General features: G+C 58.4%; 21 protein-coding genes and 1 tRNA gene. 11 read left to right on the forward strand and 11 right to left on the reverse strand.

Features of this window, described 5'->3' with window-relative positions; translation table 11 throughout:
• Nucleotide 1 precedes the first annotated feature (1 nt).
• The gene (gene dicD / locus ACR6AS_RS12155; RefSeq protein WP_111141343.1) at nucleotides 2-577 is read left to right on the forward strand and encodes a division control transcriptional repressor DicD; all 576 of its coding nucleotides are present in this window, start codon (nucleotides 2-4) and stop codon (nucleotides 575-577) included.
• Nucleotides 578-684: 107 nt separating this feature from the next.
• Nucleotides 685-760: transfer RNA gene (locus ACR6AS_RS12160), tRNA-Phe, on the forward strand.
• A gap of 295 nt (nucleotides 761-1,055) precedes the next feature.
• Here ACR6AS_RS12160 and ACR6AS_RS12165 read toward each other — a convergent pair.
• Nucleotides 1,056-2,081 (reverse strand): LacI family DNA-binding transcriptional regulator, encoded by a 1,026-nt coding sequence (locus ACR6AS_RS12165; RefSeq protein ID WP_111141342.1) that lies wholly within the window; start codon nucleotides 2,079-2,081, stop codon nucleotides 1,056-1,058.
• 340 nt (nucleotides 2,082-2,421) lie between these two features.
• Between ACR6AS_RS12165 and ACR6AS_RS12170 the strand changes: the two genes are divergently transcribed.
• From ACR6AS_RS12170 to ACR6AS_RS12180, 3 genes are all read left to right on the forward strand, one after another.
• Nucleotides 2,422-3,300 (forward strand): sugar phosphate isomerase/epimerase family protein, encoded by an 879-nt coding sequence (locus ACR6AS_RS12170; protein ID WP_111141341.1) that lies wholly within the window; start codon nucleotides 2,422-2,424, stop codon nucleotides 3,298-3,300.
• Nucleotides 3,301-3,508: 208 nt separating this feature from the next.
• Nucleotides 3,509-4,372 carry a glutathione-dependent disulfide-bond oxidoreductase gene (yghU, locus tag ACR6AS_RS12175; protein WP_434162307.1) on the forward strand — a complete coding sequence of 288 codons (864 nt, stop codon included), beginning with the start codon at nucleotides 3,509-3,511 and terminating at the stop codon, nucleotides 4,370-4,372.
• Nucleotides 4,373-4,382: 10 nt separating this feature from the next.
• Nucleotides 4,383-4,676, forward strand: coding sequence for a DUF1330 domain-containing protein (locus ACR6AS_RS12180; RefSeq protein WP_111141339.1), 294 nt, complete (start codon nucleotides 4,383-4,385; stop codon nucleotides 4,674-4,676).
• Nucleotides 4,677-4,706: 30 nt separating this feature from the next.
• Here the strand turns inward: ACR6AS_RS12180 and ACR6AS_RS12185 are convergent, their stop codons facing one another.
• Both ACR6AS_RS12185 and ACR6AS_RS12190 read right to left on the reverse strand, forming a co-directional pair.
• The gene (locus ACR6AS_RS12185; RefSeq protein ID WP_434162309.1) at nucleotides 4,707-5,801 is read right to left on the reverse strand and encodes a YncE family protein; all 1,095 of its coding nucleotides are present in this window, start codon (nucleotides 5,799-5,801) and stop codon (nucleotides 4,707-4,709) included.
• 198 nt (nucleotides 5,802-5,999) lie between these two features.
• Nucleotides 6,000-6,938, reverse strand: a complete 939-nt coding sequence (locus tag ACR6AS_RS12190) for a LysR family transcriptional regulator (RefSeq protein WP_434162312.1) — start codon at nucleotides 6,936-6,938, stop codon at nucleotides 6,000-6,002.
• 64 nt (nucleotides 6,939-7,002) lie between these two features.
• Between ACR6AS_RS12190 and ACR6AS_RS12195 the strand changes: the two genes are divergently transcribed.
• Nucleotides 7,003-8,073, forward strand: coding sequence for a tartrate dehydrogenase (locus tag ACR6AS_RS12195; RefSeq protein ID WP_111141336.1), 1,071 nt, complete (start codon nucleotides 7,003-7,005; stop codon nucleotides 8,071-8,073).
• Nucleotide 8,074: 1 nt separating this feature from the next.
• On the opposite strand, the gene ACR6AS_RS12200 is transcribed toward ACR6AS_RS12195, so the two are convergent.
• The 4 genes from ACR6AS_RS12200 to ACR6AS_RS12215 form a co-directional block, all read right to left on the reverse strand.
• Complete coding sequence (locus tag ACR6AS_RS12200) at nucleotides 8,075-9,406, reverse strand: glycoside hydrolase family 28 protein (RefSeq protein ID WP_434162393.1); 1,332 nt, start codon at nucleotides 9,404-9,406, stop codon at nucleotides 8,075-8,077.
• A gap of 102 nt (nucleotides 9,407-9,508) precedes the next feature.
• Nucleotides 9,509-10,324 (reverse strand): carbohydrate ABC transporter permease, encoded by an 816-nt coding sequence (locus ACR6AS_RS12205; protein WP_367396012.1) that lies wholly within the window; start codon nucleotides 10,322-10,324, stop codon nucleotides 9,509-9,511.
• On the reverse strand, nucleotides 10,324-11,196 hold the full coding sequence (locus ACR6AS_RS12210; protein WP_111141334.1) for a carbohydrate ABC transporter permease: 873 nt from the start codon (nucleotides 11,194-11,196) through the stop codon (nucleotides 10,324-10,326). The genes ACR6AS_RS12205 and ACR6AS_RS12210 overlap by 1 nt, the downstream gene beginning before the upstream one ends.
• A 57-nt stretch (nucleotides 11,197-11,253) precedes the next feature.
• The gene (locus tag ACR6AS_RS12215) at nucleotides 11,254-12,585 is read right to left on the reverse strand and encodes an extracellular solute-binding protein (RefSeq protein ID WP_418803309.1); all 1,332 of its coding nucleotides are present in this window, start codon (nucleotides 12,583-12,585) and stop codon (nucleotides 11,254-11,256) included.
• A gap of 550 nt (nucleotides 12,586-13,135) precedes the next feature.
• Between ACR6AS_RS12215 and ACR6AS_RS12220 the strand changes: the two genes are divergently transcribed.
• Together ACR6AS_RS12220 and ACR6AS_RS12225 are read left to right on the forward strand one after the other, a co-directional pair.
• On the forward strand, nucleotides 13,136-13,735 hold the full coding sequence (locus tag ACR6AS_RS12220) for a GNAT family N-acetyltransferase (protein WP_111141332.1): 600 nt from the start codon (nucleotides 13,136-13,138) through the stop codon (nucleotides 13,733-13,735).
• A gap of 12 nt (nucleotides 13,736-13,747) precedes the next feature.
• Nucleotides 13,748-14,839, forward strand: coding sequence for an ABC transporter ATP-binding protein (locus ACR6AS_RS12225; RefSeq protein WP_367396010.1), 1,092 nt, complete (start codon nucleotides 13,748-13,750; stop codon nucleotides 14,837-14,839).
• A 57-nt stretch (nucleotides 14,840-14,896) separates the two neighbouring features.
• Here the strand turns inward: ACR6AS_RS12225 and ACR6AS_RS12230 are convergent, their stop codons facing one another.
• On the reverse strand, nucleotides 14,897-16,015 hold the full coding sequence (locus ACR6AS_RS12230; RefSeq protein ID WP_111141330.1) for an ROK family transcriptional regulator: 1,119 nt from the start codon (nucleotides 16,013-16,015) through the stop codon (nucleotides 14,897-14,899).
• A gap of 40 nt (nucleotides 16,016-16,055) precedes the next feature.
• A complete protein-coding gene (locus tag ACR6AS_RS12235; RefSeq protein ID WP_288360268.1) occupies nucleotides 16,056-16,940 on the reverse strand; it encodes a glucosamine kinase nucleotide-binding domain-containing protein in 885 nt (294 codons plus the stop codon).
• Nucleotides 16,941-17,210: 270 nt separating this feature from the next.
• Here ACR6AS_RS12235 and ACR6AS_RS12240 point away from each other — a divergent pair, with 270 nt between their 5' ends.
• Entirely contained in the window at nucleotides 17,211-18,368 is a 1,158-nt protein-coding gene (locus ACR6AS_RS12240) for a Gfo/Idh/MocA family protein (RefSeq protein WP_288360266.1), read from the forward strand.
• 151 nt (nucleotides 18,369-18,519) lie between these two features.
• Here the strand turns inward: ACR6AS_RS12240 and ACR6AS_RS12245 are convergent, their stop codons facing one another.
• A complete protein-coding gene (locus ACR6AS_RS12245; RefSeq protein ID WP_288360264.1) occupies nucleotides 18,520-19,761 on the reverse strand; it encodes an MFS transporter in 1,242 nt (413 codons plus the stop codon).
• Nucleotides 19,762-20,152: 391 nt separating this feature from the next.
• Between ACR6AS_RS12245 and ACR6AS_RS12250 the strand changes: the two genes are divergently transcribed.
• Together ACR6AS_RS12250 and ACR6AS_RS12255 are read left to right on the forward strand one after the other, a co-directional pair.
• Nucleotides 20,153-20,752, forward strand: a complete 600-nt coding sequence (locus ACR6AS_RS12250) for a hypothetical protein (RefSeq protein WP_233499015.1) — start codon at nucleotides 20,153-20,155, stop codon at nucleotides 20,750-20,752.
• A 276-nt stretch (nucleotides 20,753-21,028) separates the two neighbouring features.
• Nucleotides 21,029-23,416 (forward strand): glucose/quinate/shikimate family membrane-bound PQQ-dependent dehydrogenase, encoded by a 2,388-nt coding sequence (locus ACR6AS_RS12255; RefSeq protein ID WP_111141877.1) that lies wholly within the window; start codon nucleotides 21,029-21,031, stop codon nucleotides 23,414-23,416.
• 55 nt (nucleotides 23,417-23,471) lie between these two features.
• On the opposite strand, the gene ACR6AS_RS12260 is transcribed toward ACR6AS_RS12255, so the two are convergent.
• Entirely contained in the window at nucleotides 23,472-24,677 is a 1,206-nt protein-coding gene (locus tag ACR6AS_RS12260; RefSeq protein WP_111141883.1) for an MFS transporter, read from the reverse strand.
• Nucleotides 24,678-24,768: the final 91 nt, after the last annotated feature.

Here is a 24,768-nt window from a genome sequence, read left to right on the forward strand (position 1 = left end):
CTTGCAGCGTGAACAGATACTCGAGCATGCCTTGAATGTGCTTGAACAGAACGGCCTCGCCGCCACCCTCTCACTGGAGACCCTGGCGGGTTCCGGATTACCCTCAGAACAGCTTCAGCTGTTCTGGCCCGACCGTGACGCCCTGCTCTACGATGCGCTGCGCTATCACGGGCAGCAGATTGAAACCTGGCGACGTCAGATCCTGCTCGATGAAACGCTGTCAGCGGCGCAGAAGCTGATGGCACGCTATGACGTCCTGGCTGAGCAGGTCAGTAAAGGCCGCTTCCCTGGCTGCCTGTTTATTGCCGCCTGCAGCTTCTATCCGCAGCCTGACCAGCCCATTCATCAACTGGCCGAGCAACAGAAACGTGGCTCCTGGCAGTTCACGCATGACATTCTGCTGGATCAGGCGCTGGATAACCCCTCCATGGTAGCCGATCAGATGGAGCTGATTCTGGAGGGCTGTCTCAGTAAGCTGCTGGTGAAACGTAATGTACAGGATGTCGCCACCGCCCAGCGCCTGGCGGAAGATGTTTACAGCATCGCGCTGTGCCGCAAACAGGGTGCCCTGGCCTGAGGTTTTATCGATCCTGACTGAAAATCAGGCAATCAGTCACGTTTTCAGGGGTTTTTTAGTGAAAGCCGTTGACGACCCGCGGCCTTTACGGTTTAATGCGCCCCGTTGCCCGAATAGCTCAGTCGGTAGAGCAGGGGATTGAAAATCCCCGTGTCCCTGGTTCGATTCCGGGTTCGGGCACCAAAATTTAAAGAACCCGCCTCTGGCGGGTTTTTGCGTTCTGAGCAAACCCGTTATCGACAGGTTCGATTCACTCGCCACGTCCTGTGGCTTGCCCTCTGGGTCGCGCACCAGAATTTGAAACCCTCGCTTCGGCGGGGGTTTTTGCCTTCTGGCAGTAGCCCGTTTCTGAAGGGTGATATCAAACGATATGTTTCATCCCGGACAATCGTGAAAACTTTCAATTTTATCCAGGCGATCCTGTCAGCACCTCGCTGTAAATGAGAGATTCCTGTCAAAAATAACTAAGCGGATCTCTCTACAGGTTTTCACGCGTGACGATATCGAACGGCACCGTGACCTGAGCAAAATGATCATGCTGATCTGCCGGGCTGCTGAGGCATGTTGCGATCGCAGCCGCGGCCAGCGCATCAATTCGGTTGCGCAGCATCAGCGTAATGGTGCCGTCAATCAGCGCCAGATCATCGCCCGGCAGCGGACCGTGGCACAGCAGATCAATCCGGGGGCGGCCACTCTCGCGCAGCGCCTGCACCACGCCTTCAATACCGCCGCAGGGCGCATAAATCATCACCAGATCCCTATGTGTCTCCAGCAACTGCCGGGCCGCCTGATAGCCCCCTTCTGCGGACTCATGCGTTTTCAGCGGCTCCAGCACCCGCTGGCTGACGCCCGCTTCACGCAGGCAGGATCGAAAACTGATTTCGCTGCGCTCCTGACAGGTAAAGCGATGATCGCCGAGCAGCACGCCGACCGATCCCGGCTGTCGGAGCAGATGCTGCGCCATCCAGGCCGCCGTCCGGCCCGCTTTCTGGTTATCGATGCCGATAAAACCGGCATGTTCACAGGGCGAGAAGTCGGAGAACAGCGCGTAGACCCGCACGCCCAGCCGCGACACGTCGCGGACAGCGTGCCGAATCAGCGGATGATCCAGTGCCACCAGCGCAATCACCTCGCTGCGTTGTGCCAGCTGACGTAACGATCGCGCCACTGCCTCCACCTCATGAATATCATGCCAGCAGAATTCGGGTTCATTGCCTGCGGGCTGCTGCATCTTAAGCTGCTGTTTCAGTGCCTCGCCCAGTTGCTGGTAACAGGAGTAACGGGCAGGCAGCAGGATGAAACTCACGCGAATCGGGGCCGCAGCGAACGATGCCATTGCCTGGCTATGCGCATCCGGCAGACGGTAGCCCAGCTCACGGGCCGCACTCAGCACCTTCTGCGTGGTCACGCTGCGCACCGGCGCACGACGGTTAAGCACCCGGTCTACGGTGGCTACGCCTACACCCGCCGCCTGTGCTATGGCGATCATCGTTACTTTTGCCATCCTGCCCCTCTTCTTTCGGATTGAAAACGACCTGTTCTGCGGGTTTTGCGCCTCTCACTCTAACGTGGCCCGGAAAATCCTCTCATTTTTTTGATAGAAAAAATGCGACAACCTTGACGCTCCTCTCAGAATGAAACATTCATTTCTATCTTCATTCCTTTTAAAACGTTCATTTGATAAAACAGGGGAAAATCCTGCTGCCGGCCCGATTCCAGAGCGTGTCCGGCGGCAGAAGCGGGCCGGCTTGCTGACCCGCTCCGTCCGCCGCGCCGTTAAGCTCGCAGCAGCCTGATGCGGTCGGCCATGAACAACAGCCCTTTAGTAACGCCGGAGCAGAAAGATGAAAATCGCTTTTGATGTGGATGTGATTAAAGATATGGGCATCACCCGAATGGTTCATCAGGTGGCGGAGTGGGGATACAAATATATCGAACAGTCACCGCATCCACAGATCAACCCCTTTTATAAGCACCCTAAAGCCAGCCGTGAAATCATCACTGAGTATAAAAATGCCCTGCGCGCCACCGGGCTGGCGATCTCTTCGTTTATCGTCGTCTATCGCTGGTCCGGCCCGGATGAGCTGCGCCGTCAGGCGGCGGTAAAAAACTGGAAGCGGATGATTGAGATCGCGGTTGAGATGGGGGTGCCAGTGATCAACACCGAACTCTCCGGCACGCCAAACGAGCCGGAAATCTGCGAAGAGATGTTCTATCGCTCGATGGAGGAGCTGCTGCCAATCATCGAACGTGAAGGCATCCGCGTCGAAATCCAGGCTCACCCCTGGGATTTTTGCGAAGAGAACAACGAAACGGTCGATATCGTCAAATCGTTCCGCAGCGACAACGTCAAATATGTTTACAGCACCCCCCACACCTTCTTTTATGACAAAGGTAAAGGCGATGTGAAGCCGATGCTGGAGTATGCCGGAGACGATCTCTCCCACGTACTGATCGCCGACACCATGAATCACACCAGACACTGTCGCTACATCGTTAACCCGCCGGGAGTGGATGCCACCATTCACCAGCACGTTGGCGTCGGTGAAGGCGAAGTGGACTTCGACACCCTGTTTAAAACGCTGCGCGACACCGGCTTTGCCACCCGGACACATAAAGTGGGCGGTGAATCGATTATCGCCACCTCTCTGTTTGGCTACCCGGAAAAAATGAAGGTTCAGGCTATCGAAACCCGCGAACGGATTGAGCGCGAACTGCTGTAAACCTGCCTGCCGTGCAGTGGTCGCCTGCTGCACGGTATAAACCACCAACGCCCCGCCTGACACACTTTTATGCACTTTTCTCCGACGCCGCAGCCCGCCTGACCTCCGCGCGGGGCAGCACACCTTTGCGCAGCCAGCAGAGTTAAACCGCCTTCGCAGCACCTGCTACACTCCTGACGAACATCACATCACAAGGCGAACGTTTATTATGTCGGAAAATGCATATCAGCCTGCAAAAGTCTGGACCTGGGATCCTGAAGCCAAAGGCAACGGTGCGAAGACGAACCGTCCATTTGCGGGTCCTACCCATGAAAAAGCGCTGCCGGTCGGCAAACACCCTCTGCAGCTCTACTCCCTGGGCACGCCTAACGGCCAGAAAGTGACCATCCTGCTGGAAGAGCTGCTTGCGCTGAACGTTCAGGATGCGGAATATGATGCCTGGCTGATTCGTATCGGCGACGGCGATCAGTTCTCCAGCGGATTTGTTGACGTGAATCCGAATTCGAAAATTCCGGCGCTGAGCGACCACTCGGCCACGCCGCCGATCCGGGTGTTTGAGTCGGGCAATATCCTGCTCTATCTGGCAGAAAAATATGGCTACTTCCTGCCAAAAGATATCGCCACCCGCACCGAAACCCTGAACTGGCTGTTCTGGCTGCAGGGCTCCGCGCCTTATCTGGGCGGCGGTTTCGGCCATTTCTATCACTATGCGCCGGAAAAAATTGAGTACGCCATCAACCGCTTCACGCTGGAAGCGAAGCGTCAGCTCGACGTGCTGGATCGCCAGCTGGCCGATAACCGCTATCTGGCCGGTGACGATTACACCATCGCCGACATCGCCACCTGGCCGTGGTACGGCAATATGGTGCTGAACGATCAGTATGGCGCAGCGGAATTCCTGGATGTGCAGTCCTATAAAAATGTGGTGCGCTGGGCGAAAGAGATCGCGCAGCGGCCGGCCGTGATTCGTGGTCGCAAGGTCAACCGCATAATGGGTGACCCGGCCGATCAGCTGCATGAGCGTCATGATGCCGCTGACTTCGATACCCAGACTCAGGATAAAAAAGCTTAAGGAGAAACCTGTGAGTGCATACGTTGTTTTTATTCGTGATAACACCCTGAATCAGGATGAAATGGCGATCTACGCCGAGAAAGCGGGCCAGGCACGCGGCGATCATCAGATCAACCCGCTCGCCTTTTATGGTGAGCTGGAAACGCTGGAAGGTCAGGAAGCGGAAGGAGTGGTAATTCTGGAGTTCGCGAGCCGCGAAGCCGCTCACGCCTGGTATGACAGCCCGGAATATCAGGCGGCCAAAGCGCACCGCCTGAAAGGTGCCAGCTACCGCGTAGTGCTGGTTGAGGGTGTCAGCAAATAAATCCCGGGGCGGCAGCCGTGCCGCCTTTTTTTACTGCAGATTGATGCGCGCCACGCCATCCTGCGACTGGCCGCTGCTATCCTCTTTGCTCCCCTGCTTCAGGGTGACAAACAGCGTCTGCCCATCCGGCGTTACCAGCAGATTTTCGGGATGCCCCCCAAATGACCAGCTGTTTTTAACGTCATAAGTCGTGCCATCCAGCTGCAGCACCTTCTTTGACTCGCGCTGGCTGAGGTAGATTTCATTACGCTTGCCATTGAATTTAATGCCCTGCGAATCGCCCGGCACCAGACTCTGGATCACCCGGCCGCTCCGCTCATCAAACACCCACGCCTGCCCCGTCCGGGAACGCGCCGTGACAAACAACCGACCCGTCGCCGGATCTTCCGCCATGTTCAGCAACGGATCGCTCTGTCCGTCTCCCGCGGTCAGACGCTGCTCGATCCTGTGATTACGCGGATTGATGACCAGGATCTCGCCACTGCCATTCGTTGCATAAATCCGATCGCTGACCGGTGAGAAAAGCAGGCCGCCGATCGCTTTTCCGGCTCCGGTCATCCGGGCTTTCAGCTTCAGGGTTTTCGCCTGCACGACCCAGATCACACCCGAATCACCGGCATCGCCCACATAGAGCAGGCCGTCATGCAGCAGGATTTCATGCGGATGAGCGGGCTGGCCACTCTGATCTTTCTCATTCAGGATCAGCCGTTTCAGCACCCTGCCGTTTTCCGGATCGATCTCAGTGATTGCACCATCGAAGGCGTTGGTAGCGTAGAGCGCGCTGCCGTCCGGCTCACCGATCAGACCCACGTTTTTCAGATCGAAATGCCCGGCCCCACGGCTCTGCAGCGTGCTGGCATCAAGCCGATAGATCATGCCGCCGCTTACCGTCTCTGCCGCCTGCGCACGGGCGATATAGAGCGTATTGGTTGCGGACAGATAGACCATCTGCTGCACGCCCCCTTCGAGCTCACGCTGGATCAGATTGTCCGGGCTGGAGGGCTGCATCACCACCGCCCCGCTGCCATCCACTTTCCTGGTTGTGGTCTGACACGCGGTCAGGCCGAAGGCGCTGACCATCGCCAGGGCAAGTGCCATTTTACGCGGGCTGAACAACGCTTTCATGCTTAACTCCCTTATCGATCTGCCGTTCCCGGCGGGCCGCGGCAGACCCGGCAGGCTGGGATAAAAAGAATGAGAATCATACGCATCAGTGAAAATAGTGTAAACGCAGCGGCTCGTTCAGCGGCGTAAATCAGCATTATACGGTATATAAAGTGTTCAGCCCCGTCAGAAGGGGCAGGAAAACAGATCAATAACAGATTAATCAATCGACTGAAGATGCTGCTGCAGAAACGCGACAAAGGCGGAAATTCGCGCCGGAAGCTGACGCTGCGCCTGCCAGACCGCAAAAATATCCCCATCGGGTGCCTGCCATTCAGGTAACACTGGCAGCAGTTCACCCGACGCCAGACTGTGCTGCGCGTCCCACCAGGAACGCAGCAGGATGCCATGCCCGTCCATCGCCAGGCGCATCGCCACTTCGCCATCATTGGTGATCAGGCTGCCGCGCACTTTCTGCGTGATGCTCTGTTCGCCACGGATCAGCCGCCACAGGGTAAAATCGCTGTCATGCTGGCGCAGTAAAATGCAGTTGTGCTGCGCCAGATCGCGCACGGTGGCAGGCAGACCATGCCGGGCAGCGTAGGCAGGCGAGCAGCAGAGAATACGCGGATTGGTGCGCAATTTGCGCGCCACCAGCCGCGAGTCAGGTGGTTCACCGACCCGAATATCGATATCCATATGCGCATCCGGAAAGTTGAGTGACTGGCTGCTGAGCTGCAGCGACAGCGAGAGCTGCGGATGCAGGGCAGCAAAGGCCGACACGCAGGGCGCGATATGGCGACGGCCAAAGCCGAATGAGGCGTTGATGTTCAGTGTGCCGCGTAGCTGAGCGGTTTCCCCGCTCACCGCCTCCTCCAGCGCCGCCAGCTGATCCAGCAGCGGTCGGGCACCCGCCAGATAGCGACGCCCTTCTGCCGTCAGCTCCAGCCGTCGGGTGGTGCGGCGCAGCAGCTGCACGCCGAGGCGCTGCTCAAGCTGGCTCAGACGTTTGCTGACCGCCGCCAGCGACAGGCCCAGTTCATGCGCCGCCGCCGTCAGACTCTCCAGCCCGGCCAGGCGAACAAAGAAAGCCAGGTCATCTGTGGATGTGCGGGATTCTCTACTTTTATTCAACACTGGATTGCGTTTCAGACTCATTATCTTCCCGGAACCGACAGTTATACTGCGTACACAATTCGAACATCAACCGGAAAGGTGCCCTGTGACTGATAAAATCCACCGTATTGCCGTCATCCCTGGCGACGGCATTGGCAAAGAGGTGATGCCGGAAGGCGTCCGCGTGATGAATGCTGCCGCAGAGAAATTCAACATTCCGCTGCGCTGGGAGTGGTTCGATTATGCCAGCGCCGACTACTGGCAGCAGCACGGCAAAATGCTGCCTGACGACTGGTTCCCGCAACTGAAAGCCTTTGATGCGATCTATTTTGGCGCGGTCGGCTGGCCTGAGGTGGTGCCCGACCATGTATCACTGTGGGGTTCGCTGCTGCAGTTCCGGCGTGAATTCGATCAGTATGTCAATCTGCGCCCGGTCCGGCTGATGCCCGGCGTGAAAGCGCCACTGGCGAATCGCCAGCCTGGCGATATCGACTTCTATGTAGTGCGCGAAAACACCGAGGGGGAATACTCCAGCGTCGGCGGCACGATGTTTCCTGGCACCGATCGCGAAGTGGTCATTCAGGAGACGGTGATGACGCGCACCGGCGTCGATCGCATCCTGAAGTTTGCTTATCAGCTGGCGCAGAGCCGGCCGAAAAAACATCTCACTTCCGCCACCAAATCCAACGGCATCGCCATCACCATGCCCTGGTGGGACAGCCGCGTTGAGGCGATGGCCAGCCAGTTCCCGGCGGTTCGCGTCGATAAGTATCACATCGATATTCTCACCGCCAACTTCGTACTGCACCCGGACTGGTTCGATGTGGTGGTCGCCAGCAACCTGTTTGGCGATATCCTTTCCGATCTCGGCCCGGCCTGCACCGGCACCATCGGCATTGCGCCTTCCGCTAACATCAACCCGGAAGGTCTGTTTCCCAGCCTGTTTGAACCGGTGCACGGCTCGGCGCCCGATATCGCCGGTAAAGGCATCGCCAATCCTGTCGGGCAGATCTGGTGTGGCGCGATGATGCTGGAGCACCTCGGCTACAAAGCGGCGGGCGATGCCGTGCTGAATGCGATCGAACGCACGCTGGCGGCGGGTCAGCATCTCACACGCGACCTCGGCGGCAGCGCCACCACGGAAGAGCTGGGGGCCGCCATCGCCGCCGCGCTGTAATTCACGCCGGTAGCTGCACCACCGGATCGGGATGCCAGCCTGCCGGTAACGGCGCTGGCCTGTTGATCGTCAGGTGGTGCAGTTGCAGATTCTCCACGCCACGCGCGAACAGGCCAGGCAACCCGCCGGGATAGGGTTCCACGCCAAAGGCTTCGCCGGTTGTCGGATCCAGTTTATAGGCGTTGTCCAGACCCATGCCGGTCGGGGCATCCGGGTTACAGGGCGGGCGAATGTCATACTGCCCCTGAGTCATCGGCGACACCGTCTGCCGCATCTGAAGCTGGCTAATCACCACATCGCGTATCCAGCCCGGTTGTGCCGCATGCAGGTTAATTGCACCTTCCGCGACGCCTGTCAGATTACTGAACTGCACCAGTTCGACGATGCCGGGCGGGATGGCGGGATCACGGCTGCGAACGGAGATATGCAGTGGGTCGGCTTTGCCCCAGTGACAGGGCGGCGCATGGTGACAGGCAAAGGTCAGATTGCTGAACAGCAGACGTCGCATCGCCCCGCCGTCGCGCGACAGAATGCCGATGCCACGGTTGGAATCAAACAGCGTACAGCCGGTCACGGTGACATCTTCGACATCGTCCCAGGTCTCCGTGCCGATTTTAAATGCACAGCTGTAGCTGCGCAGCAGGCAGTTGGTGATCATAATCTGCCGGGCCGGACGCCGCAGGGCTGCGGGTTTACAGGTGGTTTTAATGCAGATCGCGTCATCGGCGGCGCTGAAGTAGCTGTTACTCACAAACACTGCCTCGCAGCTATCGATATCCAGCGCATCGGTGTTGGGCATGGTCATGCTGTTGTCGATCGTGAGATGGTCGATATGCACATGGCGGCAGCTCACCAGATGCACCGTCCACATCGGCGCCTGCACGATGGTAAAAGCCGTCAGCGTCACCTGTTCGCAATCCTCAAACACGATCATTCGTGGCCGGTCAACGCGCGGCAGGCGATAGCCCTGCTCATCACGCTCAGCGGCGAACCAGGCTTCACCATCACCATCAATGCGTCCGGTGCCGCTGATGGTGATATTGCGCTGGCCCAGCGCATAGAGCAGCACGTTGTGGGACTTCTCCGCACAGCTTAGCGTCTGCACGGCCTGATAGTCCGACAGCCGGTGACTGGCGATCAGCTCTGCTCCGGCTTCCAGGTGCAGCTCAAAATCAGAGGGCAGCGTCAGGCAACCGGTGCGATAGCGACCGGCTGGCACGGTCAGACGCCCGCCACCCGCAGCAGCAATCTGATCCAGGGCGCGCTGCAGCACGTCGGTGTCGGCAGTTTCGCCATCGGCGGCCGGATGAAAATCAGCAAGGGAAAGGTGCATCATGCGTCTCCCGCAGGTTGAGGAGGAGAAATTGCAGCACACAGCGGCGCAGCAAACCTTTGTCTGGCCGCCAGTGCGCCGTTTTGTGCGGGCTGTCACAGATTACTTCACGGCACCTTCGGTGACGCCGCTGATAAATTTGCGCTGGAAAATCAGGAACACCGCGATCAGCGGCATAATCACAATCATCGCGCCCGCCATCAGCACCGGAATGTCGATGGTGTTTTTGTTCTGGAAAAACATCATGCCAATCGGCAGCGTGCGCAGCTCATCTTTATTGACCAGAATCAGCGGGATCAGGAACTCGTTCCAGGTCCAGATAAACAGCAGCAGTCCCAGGGTCGACAGGGTCGGCCAGATTGCAGGCACCAGAATGCCCCACAGGATTTTGACCCGCGATGCCCCATCCATGACCGCCGCTTCCACCAGCTCTTTGGGCACCTGCTGAAACGCACTGGCGATCATCAGCGTGGTAAAGGGCAGCGACAGCGCAATCTGCGGCAGGATCAGCGCCAGATAGGTGTTGGTCAGCCCCATCCAGCGCAGTTCGTGATAGAGCGGAATGATAAAGGCTTCACTCGGCAGCACCATCCCCAGCGCCAGCATCGCAGCAATCACTTTTTTCCCCGGGATCTTCAGCCAGGCAAAACCGAATCCGGCCAGGATCCCCAGCAGCACGCTGAACAGCACCACCGGGATCACCACCAGCACCGAGTTGAGGAAGTAGACGTTAAAATGTCCCTGCTGCCACGCGGTCAGATAGTTTTTAAAATTCAGCGAGGCGGGCAGCGTGAAGACCCCCTGAAACAGCTCCATCTGGGTTTTAAACGAGGTCATCAGCGCCATCAGAAACGGCAGAATCGTCATCAGCGCCACAATCCAGATCAGCGCGCGTGAAATGATCGGCGTGCTTCGCATCAGTAACGCTCCTTTAAGGCCAGATGGATCAGATAGTTAATGCCTAAAACAATGACCATGCTGAACACCGCCACCGACGAGGCGTAGCCAAAGTAGTGCAGGTCAAAACCCTGCTTATACATAAAGATATTGGTCACCATGGTCGAGGTGCCCGGCCCACCCTGCGTCATCACATAGACCAGGTCGAAGGCTTTCAGGCTGGCGATCACCGTCAGCAGCAGCGCAATCCGCAGTTCAGGCCGCAGGCCGGGCAGCGTAATCCGCATAAACTTCTGGCGACGCGATGAGCCATCCAGGTCGGCGGCTTCCAGCAGCGAGGGATCCATGCGCTGCAGGCCCGCCATAAACAGCACCAGACAGAAGCCGAAGAAGTACCAGGTCGCGACCAGCCCCACCGCAGGCAGCGCCCAGGTAAAATCGCCCAGCCAGGAGAGCGCCAGCTGCGGCAATCCTATTGCGCGGAGGATCTGATCGATCGGCCCGAACGCGGGGTTATAAAGCCAGCGCCACACCACGCCCAGCACCGCCATCGGCATGATATAGGGCAGGAAAAAGAGAATGCGCAGCACGCTGCGTTCGCTGTTGTTGCGCGTCTCATACAGAAAGCTGCAGAGCAGCAGGCCGACGCCAATCGGCAGCAGGGTGTAGAACAGCATCAGGAGGGCGTTGTTACCCAGCGCGATCCAGAACACCGGATCGCTGAACATCCGCAGATAGTTGCTGAGGCCGCTGAATACCGGCAGCGAGGTGCCATCCCATTCAGTAAAACTGATGCCCAGCGAGGCCAGCAGCGGGAACAGCAGAAACACCGCATACACCAGCACCGCAGGCAGAACATAGAGAAAATTACGCCAGCCGCTTAAATTCAACATAACCTTACCCGTGGTTCGGAACGATGCTCAGGCCCGGCGGTCTGCCGGGCCTCCGGCTTAATGCTTCAGGGTTTTCAGGTAACGCTGATAGTTGTTATCAAAGTTGACGACCATCTGATCGGCGGTCAGACGGCCTGCCAGCAGCAGCTGGACATTCTGGTTCAGTTCGGCGTTCATGGTCGGTGTCGCCCAGTCTACATAGTGGCCTAAACCGTCGTAGTCGTTCAGCGTCAGCCAGACCTGATACGCCTCCGCCAGCAGCGGATTATCCGCAGGCATTCTGGCCGCTTTGTTGGTGCTGGCGGGCAGGAAACCGACCTTCAGCCAGCGATCCGCCATCGCATCGGAAACCATATAGTTGATGAACTTCGCCGCGCCATCCTGCTGATCCCTGCTTTTGGCGGTGCTGGTAATAGAGAACGCCAGATCGGTTCCGCCCACCATCAGCGGTTGTTTCACACCCTCACCGGCAGGCATCGCGGCGAAGTGAATATCTTTGTTGTCTTTAAACTGGCCAAGATACCAGGTGCCGCTGACCAGGAAGGCCGCCTGGCCGTTCTGGAACAGGGTTGCCGCATCGTCGTGGCCGATGCCCTGGAAGCCCGGGAAGAAGTAGCCTTTGTCGGTCCAGCTCTTCATCATGGTGGCGGCATTCACCAGTTTGCTCTCTTTGAAGGTGCCACCCACATCGTAAATCAGGTTGTCCAGCGTCTTGCGGTCGCGGCTCTCAATCTGCGCCTGCCACAGCGTACTGAGCAGCTGCTGGCCCATATTGCCATCGAGCAGGCCCAGCATCATCGGGGCGGTGCCCTGCTGTTTCAGCTTCGCCATGGCGCTCTCCAGCTCGGCCAGCGTTTTCGGCACCGCGATACCCGCCTTGTCCAGCAATGCTTTGTTGTAATAGAGCCCCACCATTTCGCCCAGGCTGGCGATGCCGTAAAGCTTACCGCTGCCAAACTCGCCGCTGTCTGACCAGCGGTTACGCTTCAGAATCGAGTCCGGGAAACGGCGGGTCCAGCCGTTGCTGGTGGCGTAACTGTCCAGCGGCAGCAGCAGCTTATCTTTCACCAGCGAGCCCATATCGCCACCGCCCTGGTTAACCTGAGCGATCTGCGGGCCATCACCGGCGGTCAGCGCCAGTTTGAGCGGAATACGGGTATCTTCGAAAGAGTGAACCGAGCGATTAATCACGATGCCAGGATTCTGCTGCGAAAATTCCTTAATCCCTTCATCCACTGCGGCCGTCTGCTGCGGATAGTTATAGATATCCCACTCATTCAGGGTTACGGCGGCGTGGGCGACATGCGAGACGCTGCCCGCCAGCAGGCTCGCTGCCAGCAGCCGACCCACATTGCGAATTCGGAACGAACGAACGGAGGAAACAGACATTATGCTCACCTTCTTCAGACCAGGATCGGCATCCCTTCATCTCACCGCCTGACATCCTGCAGGCTGCAGCCGCACACAAACGCACTCACTCATACTTACTTTAATAAAAAAATAAAGTCAAACAGCCCGCGCGGGGAATTGCAACGCTGTGAGCACGCGCAAATAAACAACAAAAGAGCAGAAAATTCAGCACGCCGCGCTGCGTCTGCGCGCATCAGCCGGTGCGGTATTCCGCCACCTGCCGCTTATCCCACAGAAGATGCCTGTGCGATAATCGCAAAATAACATCCTGATAAAACATATGAAAATCCTATCACGCTCACACTTTTCTCTTTTCGCTGGCTGTGAAACGGCTGCCAGACGCCCTGTTACGGGCGTGCTGGCGATCACAGTTGTGCATCCTGATGCCGGTAAATATTGCCGAACCGGCCGGGTTAGTGCGATAAGGTAATTATTCTATCTTGAAAACTAAGTCCGCTTTTATTAACGTAACTTTCACCTGCGAAGCGGTTCACGCTCTGACCGGTTCACTCACTCACGAGAATTCACCATGGCGAATCAAGGTGTCATCCGTCCGGCCACACCGGCGGACTTTCCGGCGCTCTACCGCATCTGCCTGGAAACAGCCGATGCGGGCGGCGATGCCCGTGCGCTCTACTCCGATCCCGACTACCCCGGCCAGCGTTTTGCCGTGCCCTACGCACGATTTGCGCCGGACTTTGCCTTTGTGCTGGAGCGGGAGGGTGAGGTGCAGGGTTATGTGGTCGCGGTGCCCGATACCCGCGCGTTTGAAGCCCGGCTGGCGGCCGAATGGTGGCCGGCGCTGCAGGCGAAATATCGCGACCGCCACGCCAGCGCCCCGCTCGACGGCAAAATTCTTGACGCCATCCGCCATCCCGACCAGGCCGCAGACAATCTGGTGACGCAGTGGCCGGCTCATCTGCATATCAACCTGCTGCCCGCGGCCCAGAAAGGGGGATGGGGGCGACGGATGATTGAGCATGAACTGGCGGCGCTGCGTGCCGCCGGTGTGACCGGCGTTCATCTGGGGGTCAGCCTGCAGAATGAGCAGGTCTGTGCCTTTTATCAGCGCATGGGGTTCACCCCGATTCTGCGCAGCAATGCCATCTACATGGGCCAGTTACTCTGAGTGAGGTAGCCGATGACCAGCCTGCGCCTGCAGAATGTGAAGAAGTCCTATGAACATGTGAATGTCATTCATGGCATCGATCTGACGATTAACAGCGGCGAATTTGTGGTGTTTGTCGGGCCATCCGGCTGTGGCAAATCCACGCTGCTGCGGATGATCGCCGGGCTGGAGGAGATCAGCAGCGGGCAGTTGCTGATTGATGAACAGGATATGACGCAGCAGCCCGCCACCGAACGTGGCATCGCCATGGTGTTCCAGTCCTATGCGCTCTACCCCAACATGACGGTGCGCGGCAACCTGGCCTATCCGCTGGAGGTGATGAAGAAGCCGAAAGCGGAGATCAACCGCGCGATTGAGCAGACCGCCGCCCGCCTGCACCTTACCGAACTGCTCGATCGCCTGCCGCGCGCGCTGTCAGGCGGACAGCGACAGCGTGTGGCGATTGGCCGGGCGATCATCCGTCACCCCCGGATTTTCCTGTTCGATGAGCCGCTCTCTAACCTGGATGCCGAACTGCGTCTGCAGATGCGGATTGAGATCGCCCGCCTGCACGCCTCGCTCGGCAACACCATGATCTATGTGACGCACGATCAGCTGGAGGCGATGACGCTGGCTGACCGCATCGTGGTGCTGCGCCAGGGCCGCATCGAGCAGGTTGGCGCGCCGCTGGCGCTCTATCACGACCCGGATAACCTGTTTGTCGCCGGTTTTATCGGCTCGCCTAAGATGAACTTCCTGCGGGCAGAGATCAGCGCCACGGGCGCGGGTAAGGTGCAGCTGCGGGTGCCGGCGCTGAAAATTGAGGCGCTGACCCTGAACATCGCCGCCGCTTGCCACGAAGGGCAGACCGTGACGCTGGGCATTCGTCCCGAGCACTTCCAGCCTGCCGCCCGCACGCCGGATGCCGTGCACTTCTGCGGTGAGCTGGCCTATGGCGAGATGCTGGGCCACACCAACTATCTCTATCTGGATATCGGACGTGAGCAGATGCTGGTGGTGGAGGAGCGCGAGGCGACAGCGCGCGATCTGGGCACTCAGGTTGAACTGGGCTTTTCCGCCGCGCACTGCCTGCTGTTTGATGAGCAGGGAATGCGCCTGCGTTAAGGACAACGCGGAAACAAAAACGGGCGCCGCGGCGCCCGTTTTTATTGGGAGGGGGATTCAGGTGACGGGTTCTTCATCGGCCTGCGCCGCCAGCAGATCCAGCAGCCGGTTAACGGCAAAGCCTGCCGCGCCCAGCGCCCACATCCGGTTCGATTCTGTCAGGAACTGCAACGGCGTCATGTGCGGCGTCAGTTTCAGCCGGTAGGCCTGGAAACTCTGGGTGATGTGGTCGAGCAGGATACGCGACGCCATGTGCGGCTCCATCGCCAGATAAACCACATCCGGATCGTAGGCCACAGAGAGGTTCGCCAGCGAAATCCCCAGCTCGCGCCCGGCCTCTTCCAGCGCCGCCAGCACTGCGGGTGTGGGCCGCTGGTCCAGCGCCTGTAGCGTGACGCCCTCATCCGGCTCCTGCTCCGCAAGGCGTTGCAGAATAGCCCGCGACGAGGCGACATCCTCCAGCAGCCGCAGCGAACCGTCCGCCACCAGCCCGTTGCCAATCTCCCCCGCCTTGCCGTGACGCCCGCGATAGAGCTGACGGTTAAGAATGATCCCTGCCCCGATACCTTTGCCGTAGGTGGCGATCACCGCCGACTGCGCGTTGCCGAGCTGACCAAAGACCATCGCCGCCATCGCCATCGCGTTGGCATCATTTTCGATAAAGACCGGCAGAGAGAAGCGCGCTTCCAGCAGGCGCGCAATCGGCACGTTGTCCCAGCCGAGCACCTTGGAACGGATGCAGTAGCCATTGTCGGCGTCGACCAGGCCCGACAGGGCGAGGCCGATTGCACCAACCCGCTTCTCCTCCACACCGCGCAGAAACTTTGCCAGTGCATCGCCAAGCTGACGTGGCGTCAGCGTTCCTTTTGGCATCTGCTGCTCGCCCAGCAGGTTGCCGCTGAGGTCGGTCATCACGATCAGGTTACGTTCGGCATTGAGCTGAATACCAATCACGCTGGCGCGATCGGCATTGAGCCCCAGCAGCGTCTTTGGCCGTCCCATCGAGACGCGGCGTAACCCCAGCTCCTGCACAATCTCCTGCGCCAGCAGGCGATTCGTCGCCTGAGACACGGTTGACATGCTCAGTCCGCTGCGAACTTTCAGGTCCGACTGGCTGATCGGCGCATTTTCAACAATCAACCGCAGAATGCGCGCGGTTACGTTGGGAGCGGTCATAAATTCCTCGGGTTAGCGGGCTGAACGGAGTAAGCCAGCGTCAGATCGTTAATCGGGCAGGTGTCAGCTGCCGGGCCAGGATCAGCGCGCCGCTCAGGGCATCACCCTGAGGCGTCACCAGCCGGGCCTGAACGGCCTCATCCAGCCAGGGCTGGATCGGGGTGGCGAGCCCGCCCATCAGGGCCACTGGTCCGCTGCTCAGGGCGGTCAGACGGCGAACCATCAGGCCGATATCGGCGGCGGTCTGCTGCAGCAGCTCCTGGGCATGGCGATCGCCCGCGTCGGCGGCCGCAAAGATCTGCGGCACCACGCGCGCCCAGTCCGCAGGCGTGGCGGAGCGCGTCCAGAGCAGCATGGTTTCCGGGCTGTGGTCAAACTGCGCCATCAGCTGCCGGGTCAGTGCGCCAGGCGGAACAATGGACTCGTGGGCCAGCAGCGCCAGACGCAGCGCACGACGGCCCAGCTCCGCGCCCGACCCCTGATCCGACAGGGCAAAGCCCCAGCCGCCAAGCAGCGTAAAGCGTTCGCCATCCCAGGCGGCCCCCTGGCTGCCGGTGCCGATGATAAAGACGGCGCCAGGCGCGCCCGCGTGGGCGCCTGCACAGGCGATCTCCACATCGCTGACAACCTGTAACGCCGCGCAGGCGGGCTGCCAGCTGGCAAGCCGTGCCTGCACCGAGGCGACGTTGGCTCCGGCTAAGCCGGCGACCAGCGCGGTCTGCGCCAGCGCCTCTGCGGTTAATCCCGCCTGTAAGAAAACGAGGTCGATCAGCTGATCAACGCAGCTCAGCGCCGCGTCATAGGCTGACCAGACGTTGGCAGGACCGCCCGTGGCTTCGGCCAGCAGACGCCCCTGCCGATCGGTTAACCGCGCGCGACACTGTGTACCGCCGCCATCAATGCCAAGAAGATAGTGTGGTTGCACGCGATTCCTTCCCGGAGTAAGGGTTATAGCCATAGTGAGCGAACGATAGGATAAAAAAACTTAAATCGCAATCACAAATAAATATGGCAAAAAGATATTGTCAATTTTCCCTTATTTTACATCGCTATAACAAAAACCCCTCTCGCAAAACGCGCAGCGCGTTATTGACATTACTTTTTCTGTCGTAATAAGTTGATGGTCAGATTATCAACAGCCACGCCGCTTACCGGCAGGCCAGACATCATCCGATTTCAGAAGCAGGGGTTTATCATGAAAGTAGGCATTATCGGTCTTGGCTTTCGTCTGTCCCACGTAATCAAAGAGTTCAGCAGGGCCGACGACGCCTTCTCGGTGGTGGGGTATTACGATCCGGCTCCCGCCGGACTGCCTAATCTGCACAGTTTTGGTATCGCGCCCGGTCAGGCCTTTGACTCCATTGATGCCCTGCTAAAACAGGGTGGAATGGATGTGGTGCTGGTAGGTTCACCCAACTTTCTGCATCTGGAGCATGTGGGTCAGGCGCTGGCGGCGGGTTATACGGTCTTTACCGAAAAGCCGGTGGTGATCAATGAAGAGCAGACGATGGCGATGGCGAAGCTGGTGCGCGAGTATGGCGAGGCTCGCATCCTGGTCGGTCTGGTGCTGCGCTATTCACCGCTCTATCACGACCTGCTGGCGGCGCGCGACGCCGGACAACTGGGCGAGATCACCTCTATTGAGGCGACAGAGCACATCAAACCTTATCACGGTGCCTTCTTCCAGCGCGACTGGCGGCGCCTGGAGAAGTATGCCGGCCCCTATATTCTGGAAAAGTGCTGCCACGACATCGATCTCTATCAGGGCCTGCTGCAGCAGCGTCCGACCCGCGTCGCCAGCTTTGGCGGTCGCAAATCTTTTACGCCCGCTCATGCTCCGCAGGGCGCTGTCACGCCTGATTCCGCCATCTATCATGAGAAGCCCAGCGGCTGGTCCAGTACCGATGCGGTGTTCGACAGCGATGCCGACATTGTGGATTACCAGACCGCCCTGATCGAATACGAAGGCGGTGCGACGCTTGCCTTCCACGCCAACCTGAACGTGCCGGATGAGTTCCGCCGTTTTTGTGTGATGGGCACCAGCGGCATGGCGGAGGGCGACTTTGTCCGCAACTACTTCCGCGTACACAATGCCCGCACCGGCGCAAAAGAGGTGGATACCGCCTACAGCGGCAACGCCTATGATGGCCATTACGGCGCGGATGCGCTGATGGCCGCAGAAATTGTCAAACATATTAAACAGGGAACACCGCTGAAAGTGTCAGTCGTGGACGCGCTTGAAGCGGGCCTCACTGCCATCAAAATCGATGAGGCACGCAAAACCCGCAGCGTTGTGGACATGCGTGAAAGCTGGCAAACATTTGACGCCAACCTGGGAAAAACCGGGGCCTGACGGCCTCCCGCCTGCGGGTCAGACTCCCCCTCTGCCCCCGGCCTGAACTGGCAGTGTGACTGGTCCCCCTACTGAACTGGCCTTCGGGCCAGTTATCTCTTTTTTCTCCCCCGGAAACTGAGCCTGCCGGGTCAATACCCGTACCGCCGCCCTAAACCAGACCCGCCTCATTCTCCAGCCTCTGACGCCGCCGCAGATGCGGGAACAGCTTCATCCAGAGCGCCACCACAATCAGCGTTCCGATGCCGCCCAGCGCCGCCGCCGGGGCCGCACCCATCCAGGCCGCCAGCAGGCCTGACTCGAACTCGCCCAGCTGATTCGACGTGTTGATAAAGATGGCGTTAACCGCATTCACCCGCCCGCGCATCGTGTCCGGCGTATCAAGCTGCACCAGCGCGCCCCGGATCACCATACTCACCATATCAAAACCGCCCAGCGCACAGAGCGCCAGCAGCGAAAGCCACAACTGCGTGGAGAGCGCGAACACCAGCGTGGCAAGGCCAAACCCCGCCACCGATCCGAACATGATCATCCCGACATGCTTTTCCAGCTTGTGGCGGCTCAGCCAGATGCCGACCAGCAGCGCACCCACCGATGGCGCGCCGCGTAACATCCCCAGCCCCCAGGGTCCGGTATGCAGAATATCTTTGGCAAAAATCGGCAGCAGCGCCGTTGCGCCACCCAGCAACACCGCAAACAGATCGAGCGAAATCACGCCCAGTACATCTTTGCGCTCACGGATGAAATGAATTCCGGCGAACAGATTTTTCATATTCATCGGCAGGCGGCTCTGCGCCGGGCGCTCGTAACGCAGCAGGCTCACCAGAATCAGCGAAATCAGATAAAACAGCCCGGAAACGCCATACACCACCTGCGGTCCCGCGACATAGAGCAGACCGCCGATCGTCGGCCCGACAATAACCGCCGCCTGCCCGCCTACGGAGTTCATCGCCATCGCCCGCGTCAGAATCGAAGGCGGCACCAGCGACGGCAGCATTGAAGACATCGCAGGCCACTCCAGCGCCTTCGCCACCGCGATCATAAATACCAGCCCCCATAATTCGCTGCGGTCAGCCGTCTGGAATAAGGTAAGCACCACTAATGCCACCAGCGCAGCAAATTCCACCAGCTGTCCCAGCAGGACGATACGCCGCCGGTCATACTGGTCCGCCAGGTGGCCCGCAGGAAGCGCCAGCAACACCGACGGCAGAAACTGCATTAAACCAATCATCCCCAGCGCCATGGCGCTGTTGGTCAGCGCATAGATCTGCCAGCTAATCGCGACCGAAAACATCTGGAATCCAAAAGAGGAGCAGGTCCGCGCTGTCCAGAAAGCGACAAATGCCCGATGTTGCCACAGCGACGCTTCCGCCGCCGATGCCTTAAATTTCATCTCTTATCCCAAATCAGGTGAGGAAAGCCGCCTCTTAGCGCGGTGTTATTGGTGTGAGGATGGAGGTGTTAATACGCGCGGCGGCCAGACGGTCTGCCACGACGGCATGAGCCCGCTGCGCCGCTAACGGCCCCGTTCCCGGGCAGCACCAGGCGGTCCACCGCTGATTATTACCAGCCTACTGGTCCCGACTTATGAATATATTCCAGTACATCATCAGATGCCAAAGGAATTATCCTCGCCCTATTAATGGATTAATTTACTTTTTCACGCAACAAAGAGGTGATTTAGATTAAGGAGTTGATCTATATTTATTCACGCATTCAGAAAAATGCGACTTTTTATATGCCTGATTATCAACACCTTCTTTTTTATTACATTTATAGAGATAATGAGAAACAGTCTATATAACCCTTATGTTACTGAACCTATTCACCATGTTAAGCGTAATGTTACCGGCATTTGCTATAGCGTGCCTTATCTTCAGCAAAACCAGGACAGCCGCAATATACTTAATACAAACAACATTATTTCACTTCACAACCAAATTGCTACTGAAGCAGCCTTAATGATTATTCCGGTTGAAGATCTTCGGCTGCGGGGAATTATTGCGGTGCCGGACGCCTGGTCACATTTACAGAATGGACGCGTCCGGATAGGCATCAATTATTCCAGCCTGGCCGCACATAGTGCGTCACTGCTTGAATTAACGGATAAATTTGATTTCTGGCTTTATGATTTTGCGCCACCGGGCGCAGACTGGCGACTGCTGGAATCCTTTCCTTTTTCAGGGATTGTTTTAACCGAAGCGTTCTTTAAAGACAATTATGAAAAATTTACCTTTCCCTTTTTTATGGCGACATTCCGGGATAAAGGGGCAGAGGTCATCGTGCGGAGTCAGACTCCCCCATTAACCGCTGAGCAGTTTGCTGAGATAAATATCAGCGGCTGGCAACAGCAACGTTCGGACGGCGATCTTATTAGCAGCTGATTCACAAATCCTGCCTTCCGGCGTTAAGGGCACACGGCGGTGCGCTTAACGTCCTCCAATCCCTCATAAAATGTCGTACTACTCTATTTGTTAAGCGTTTTGAGCTAAAAAAATCAAACCTCGATCTAATTTTGCTATAACATTTAACACAAAAGGATCAGCTGTCTTATCGGAAGAGATACTCAAGAACACCCTTAATCATTTGTACTTGATAACTGGAAACAGCCTATCTGGTTGTTTTCGCGTGTTTTATGGCAACAAAACGAGGTCGATATTATGGGGAAAAACTCCTCATCTTTTGGCGTAGTTCGTTTCCTGACCGTGCTGTTCGCAGTGCTGACGGGTGCGTTTATGCTGATTGGCGGTGGCTGGTTAGCCGCCATTGGTGGTTCCTGGTATTACGTTTTCGGCGGTGTGGTTATGCTTATCACCGCTTATCTGCTTTCCCGTCGTAAAAGCACCGCACTGGTTCTCTACGCGCTGCTGCTGATCGGTACCCTGATCTGGGGCGTCTGGGAAGTGGGCACTGACTTCTGGGCACTGGCACCGCGCACCGATGTGCTGGTGATTTTCGGTGTCTGGCTGATCCTGCCGTTTGTTTATCGCAGCTTCAACGCAGGCAGCAAAGCTGCGCTGGGCACCATGGCCGTTGCGCTGATTGCCAGCGCCATCGTTCTGGCCTATGCCGTCTTCAACGACCCGCAGGTTATCAACGGTTCAGTGCCGGAAACGGCCGATAACGCCCCACAGGCTACGCCACTGAGCACCATCCCGGATGCTGACTGGCCCGCTTACGCGCGCGACCAGCAGGGAACCCGTTTCTCTCCGCTGAAGCAGATTAACCACGAGAACGTGAAAGAGTTGCAGGTTGCCTGGCAGTTCCAGACCGGCGACATGAAAACGCCTAACGATCCGGGTGAAATCACCGACGAAGTGACGCCGATTAAAATCCGCGACACGCTCTACCTCTGCTCGCCACACCAGATCCTGTTTGCACTGGACGCGGCAACCGGTAAGCAGAAGTGGAAATTTGATCCGGGCATGAAGGTGAACCCCACCTTCCAGCATGTGACCTGCCGTGGTGTCTCTTATCACGAAGTGCCGGCTGCTGATGCCGCAAACAGCCAGCCTGCGCTCTGCTCACGTCGTATCTACCTGCCTGTCAACGATGGCCGTCTGTTTGCCCTGGACGCTGAAACCGGCGAACGCTGCCCGGCATTCGGTATTAATGGCGAGCTGGATCTGCAGCACAAACAGCCTGTGACCACCGCAGGTATGTATGAGCCGACCTCACCGCCCGTCATCACCAACACGACTATCGTGATGGCAGGCGCAGTGACCGATAACTACTCCACACGCGAGCCGTCAGGCGTCATTCGTGGCTTTGATGTCAACACCGGTAAACTGCTGTGGGTGTTCGATCCAGGCGCGAAAGATCCCAACGCGATTCCGGCGGATGAACACACCTTCACCATGAACTCACCGAACTCATGGGCTCCGGCGGTGTACGATCCGAAACTGGATACCGTTTACCTGCCAATGGGTGTGACCACGCCAGATATCTGGGGCGGTAACCGCACACCAGAGCAGGAGCGTTACGCGAGCAGCGTGCTGGCACTGAACGCTACCACCGGTAAGCTGGTCTGGTCTTATCAGACCGTCCATCACGACCTGTGGGATATGGACCTGCCGTCGCAGCCGACGCTGGCCGATATCACGGACAAAGATGGCAACACCGTGCCGGTGGTTTATGCACCAGCGAAAACCGGTAACATCTTCGTGCTGGACCGTCGCACCGGTAAGCCCGTCGTCCCGGCACCAGAAACACCCGTGCCGCAGGGTGCGGCGAAAGGCGATCATGTTGCCGCCACTCAGCCCTACTCTGAGCTGACCTTCCGTCCGAAGCAGAATCTGACGGACAAGGACATGTGGGGCGCGACGATGTTTGACCAGCTGGTGTGCCGCGTGATCTTCAAGCGCCTGCGCTATGAAGGTCCGTTCACCCCGCCATCTGAGCAGGGCACCCTGGTCTTCCCGGGCAACCTTGGTATGTTCGAATGGGGCGGCATTGCTGTCGATCCTCACCGTCAGATCGCGATTGCTAACCCAATGGCGCTGCCGTTTGTCTCTAAACTGGTTCCACGCGGTCCGGGCAACCCAATTGAGCCGCCGAAAGGCGCTGAAGGCGGTTCAGGCACCGAAACCGGTATTCAGCCGCAGTATGGCGTGCCTTATGGCGTCGAGCTGAATCCGTTCCTGTCACCGTTTGGTCTGCCATGTAAACAGCCTTCGTGGGGTTACATCTCTGCGGTGGATCTGAAGACCAACGACGTGGTGTGGAAACAGCGTATCGGTACCGTTCGCGACAGCGCACCGGTTCCGCTGCCGTTCAAAATGGGGATGCCAATGCTGGGTGGTCCTATTACCACGGCCGGTAAGGTCTTCTTCATCGGCGCGACCGCAGACAACTACCTGCGTGCGTTCAGCACCGATACCGGCGAACTGTTATGGCAGGCACGTCTGCCAGCGGGCGGCCAGGCGACACCGATGACCTATGAAGCGAATGGCAAGCAGTACGTTGTCATCGCGGCAGGCGGTCACGGCTCGTTTGGTACCAAACTGGGCGACTATGTGATTGCCTACGCGCTGCCAGACCAGAAGTAACTCATCAGACGGTGAATAAATTCAGGCGGACTCCGGTCCGCCTTTTTTGATCGCGCTAGTGACGCATTGCGCGCCAGTTGAGCCAGCCACAGAACAGCATCACCACGCAGGTGGCCAGAAACACCGGTCGCATCCCGAACGCCCCACCCACCAGCCCGCCGAACAGCGGACCGCTGACCTGGCCGATATACTGCGCCGATGTGGAGTAGCCCAGCATCCGTCCGACCTGAGAACCCGGTACATTGTGACGAATGATCGCGGTGATACAGGGCATCAGCCCGCCCAGCGCCATCCCCATCAGAAAACGCAGCAGCACCAGTTGCCAGGCCGCGCTAATAAACGCCTGCGGGATCAGCAGCAATCCGCTCACCAGCAGTCCGCCGGTCAGCACCCGCCAGTGGCCCACCCGGTCTGCCAGCCTTCCCAGCCGGGGAGCCGCCAGGACTGTCCCCAGCGCCGCCGCGGACATCACCAGTCCGGCGGTCAGCGTAATCTGATGGTCACCCTGTACAAATTCCCCTACGTAGAGCGTAATAATTGGCTCAATCGACATGCTGGCGAAAATCAGCAGCATGCCGGAGAGCCACATCAGCCGGACCAGGCGACGATTTACCGGCCGCTCATCAGGCGATGCTGGCTGACCGGCGCGCGCCGCCGCCGCAGACCGCGGCTGCTCTTTCAGTAAAAAGGTGGTGGCGAGGAAGGCCAGAAAAATCACCGCGCCGGTCAGCCAGAACGTCTGACGGATACCGATAAACGGCGGTAACACGCCGCCCAGCAGCGGCCCGGCCACGTTACCGGCCATGATGCCGGACGCGAGCATACCCAGCGCCCAGCCGGTGTGCGCTTTCGGCGTCTGAGCCGCCACCAGAATGGTCGATCCCGAGGCATAACCGCCCAGTAATCCTGCCAGCAGGCGCAGCGCCACCAGCTGCCACGGCGCCGTCGCCATGCCTGTCAGCGACATGGCAATCGCCATCCCGAGACTGGCCCGGATCAGCATCAGCTTACGACCATACCGATCGGCCAGCCTGCCCCACAGCGGCGCGGTCAGGGCCGCGCTGAAAAACGTCGCGCCATAGGCAAGACCGGACCAGCGAGCGATAGCGGCAGGCTGCTCTACCCCCAGTTGCTGCACATAGAGCGGCAGAAAAGGCAGCAGCAGCGTCATCGCCACAATGGTGGTAAACGAGCCAACGACGCAGACCGCGAGGTTACGTCTCCAGTGCTCAGACTCTGCCGCTTCGGGTGACGGGTGCATAATAATGTCCATTGAGTGATCAGGAAGACAGGCTAACCAGGCGCAACGGATAACAACAGTCATAGCGGGATAGTTACTCTGTGGCGCTGAT

The organism is Pantoea phosphatilytica, from assembly GCF_051025615.1.
GTDB lineage: Bacteria > Pseudomonadota > Gammaproteobacteria > Enterobacterales > Enterobacteriaceae > Pantoea.

Bases quoted from the DNA above. Each gene is read 5' to 3' on its own strand.
- ACR6AS_RS12165 (WP_111141342.1), bottom strand. From the start codon at position 2,081: ATGGCAAAAGTAACGATGATCGCCATAGCACAGGCGGCGGGTGTAGGC.
- ACR6AS_RS12170 (WP_111141341.1), top strand. From the start codon at position 2,422: ATGAAAATCGCTTTTGATGTGGATGTGATTAAAGATATGGGCATCACC.
- yghU (WP_434162307.1), top strand. From the start codon at position 3,509: ATGTCGGAAAATGCATATCAGCCTGCAAAAGTCTGGACCTGGGATCCT.
- ACR6AS_RS12185 (WP_434162309.1), bottom strand. From the start codon at position 5,801: ATGAAAGCGTTGTTCAGCCCGCGTAAAATGGCACTTGCCCTGGCGATG.
- ACR6AS_RS12190 (WP_434162312.1), bottom strand. From the start codon at position 6,938: ATGAGTCTGAAACGCAATCCAGTGTTGAATAAAAGTAGAGAATCCCGC.
- ACR6AS_RS12200 (WP_434162393.1), bottom strand. From the start codon at position 9,406: ATGCACCTTTCCCTTGCTGATTTTCATCCGGCCGCCGATGGCGAAACT.
- ACR6AS_RS12205 (WP_367396012.1), bottom strand. From the start codon at position 10,324: ATGCGAAGCACGCCGATCATTTCACGCGCGCTGATCTGGATTGTGGCG.
- ACR6AS_RS12210 (WP_111141334.1), bottom strand. From the start codon at position 11,196: ATGTTGAATTTAAGCGGCTGGCGTAATTTTCTCTATGTTCTGCCTGCG.
- ACR6AS_RS12215 (WP_418803309.1), bottom strand. From the start codon at position 12,585: ATGTCTGTTTCCTCCGTTCGTTCGTTCCGAATTCGCAATGTGGGTCGG.
- ACR6AS_RS12220 (WP_111141332.1), top strand. From the start codon at position 13,136: ATGGCGAATCAAGGTGTCATCCGTCCGGCCACACCGGCGGACTTTCCG.
- ACR6AS_RS12225 (WP_367396010.1), top strand. From the start codon at position 13,748: ATGACCAGCCTGCGCCTGCAGAATGTGAAGAAGTCCTATGAACATGTG.
- ACR6AS_RS12230 (WP_111141330.1), bottom strand. From the start codon at position 16,015: ATGACCGCTCCCAACGTAACCGCGCGCATTCTGCGGTTGATTGTTGAA.
- ACR6AS_RS12240 (WP_288360266.1), top strand. From the start codon at position 17,211: ATGAAAGTAGGCATTATCGGTCTTGGCTTTCGTCTGTCCCACGTAATC.
- ACR6AS_RS12245 (WP_288360264.1), bottom strand. From the start codon at position 19,761: ATGAAATTTAAGGCATCGGCGGCGGAAGCGTCGCTGTGGCAACATCGG.
- ACR6AS_RS12250 (WP_233499015.1), top strand. From the start codon at position 20,153: ATGAGAAACAGTCTATATAACCCTTATGTTACTGAACCTATTCACCAT.
- ACR6AS_RS12255 (WP_111141877.1), top strand. From the start codon at position 21,029: ATGGGGAAAAACTCCTCATCTTTTGGCGTAGTTCGTTTCCTGACCGTG.
- ACR6AS_RS12260 (WP_111141883.1), bottom strand. From the start codon at position 24,677: ATGCACCCGTCACCCGAAGCGGCAGAGTCTGAGCACTGGAGACGTAAC.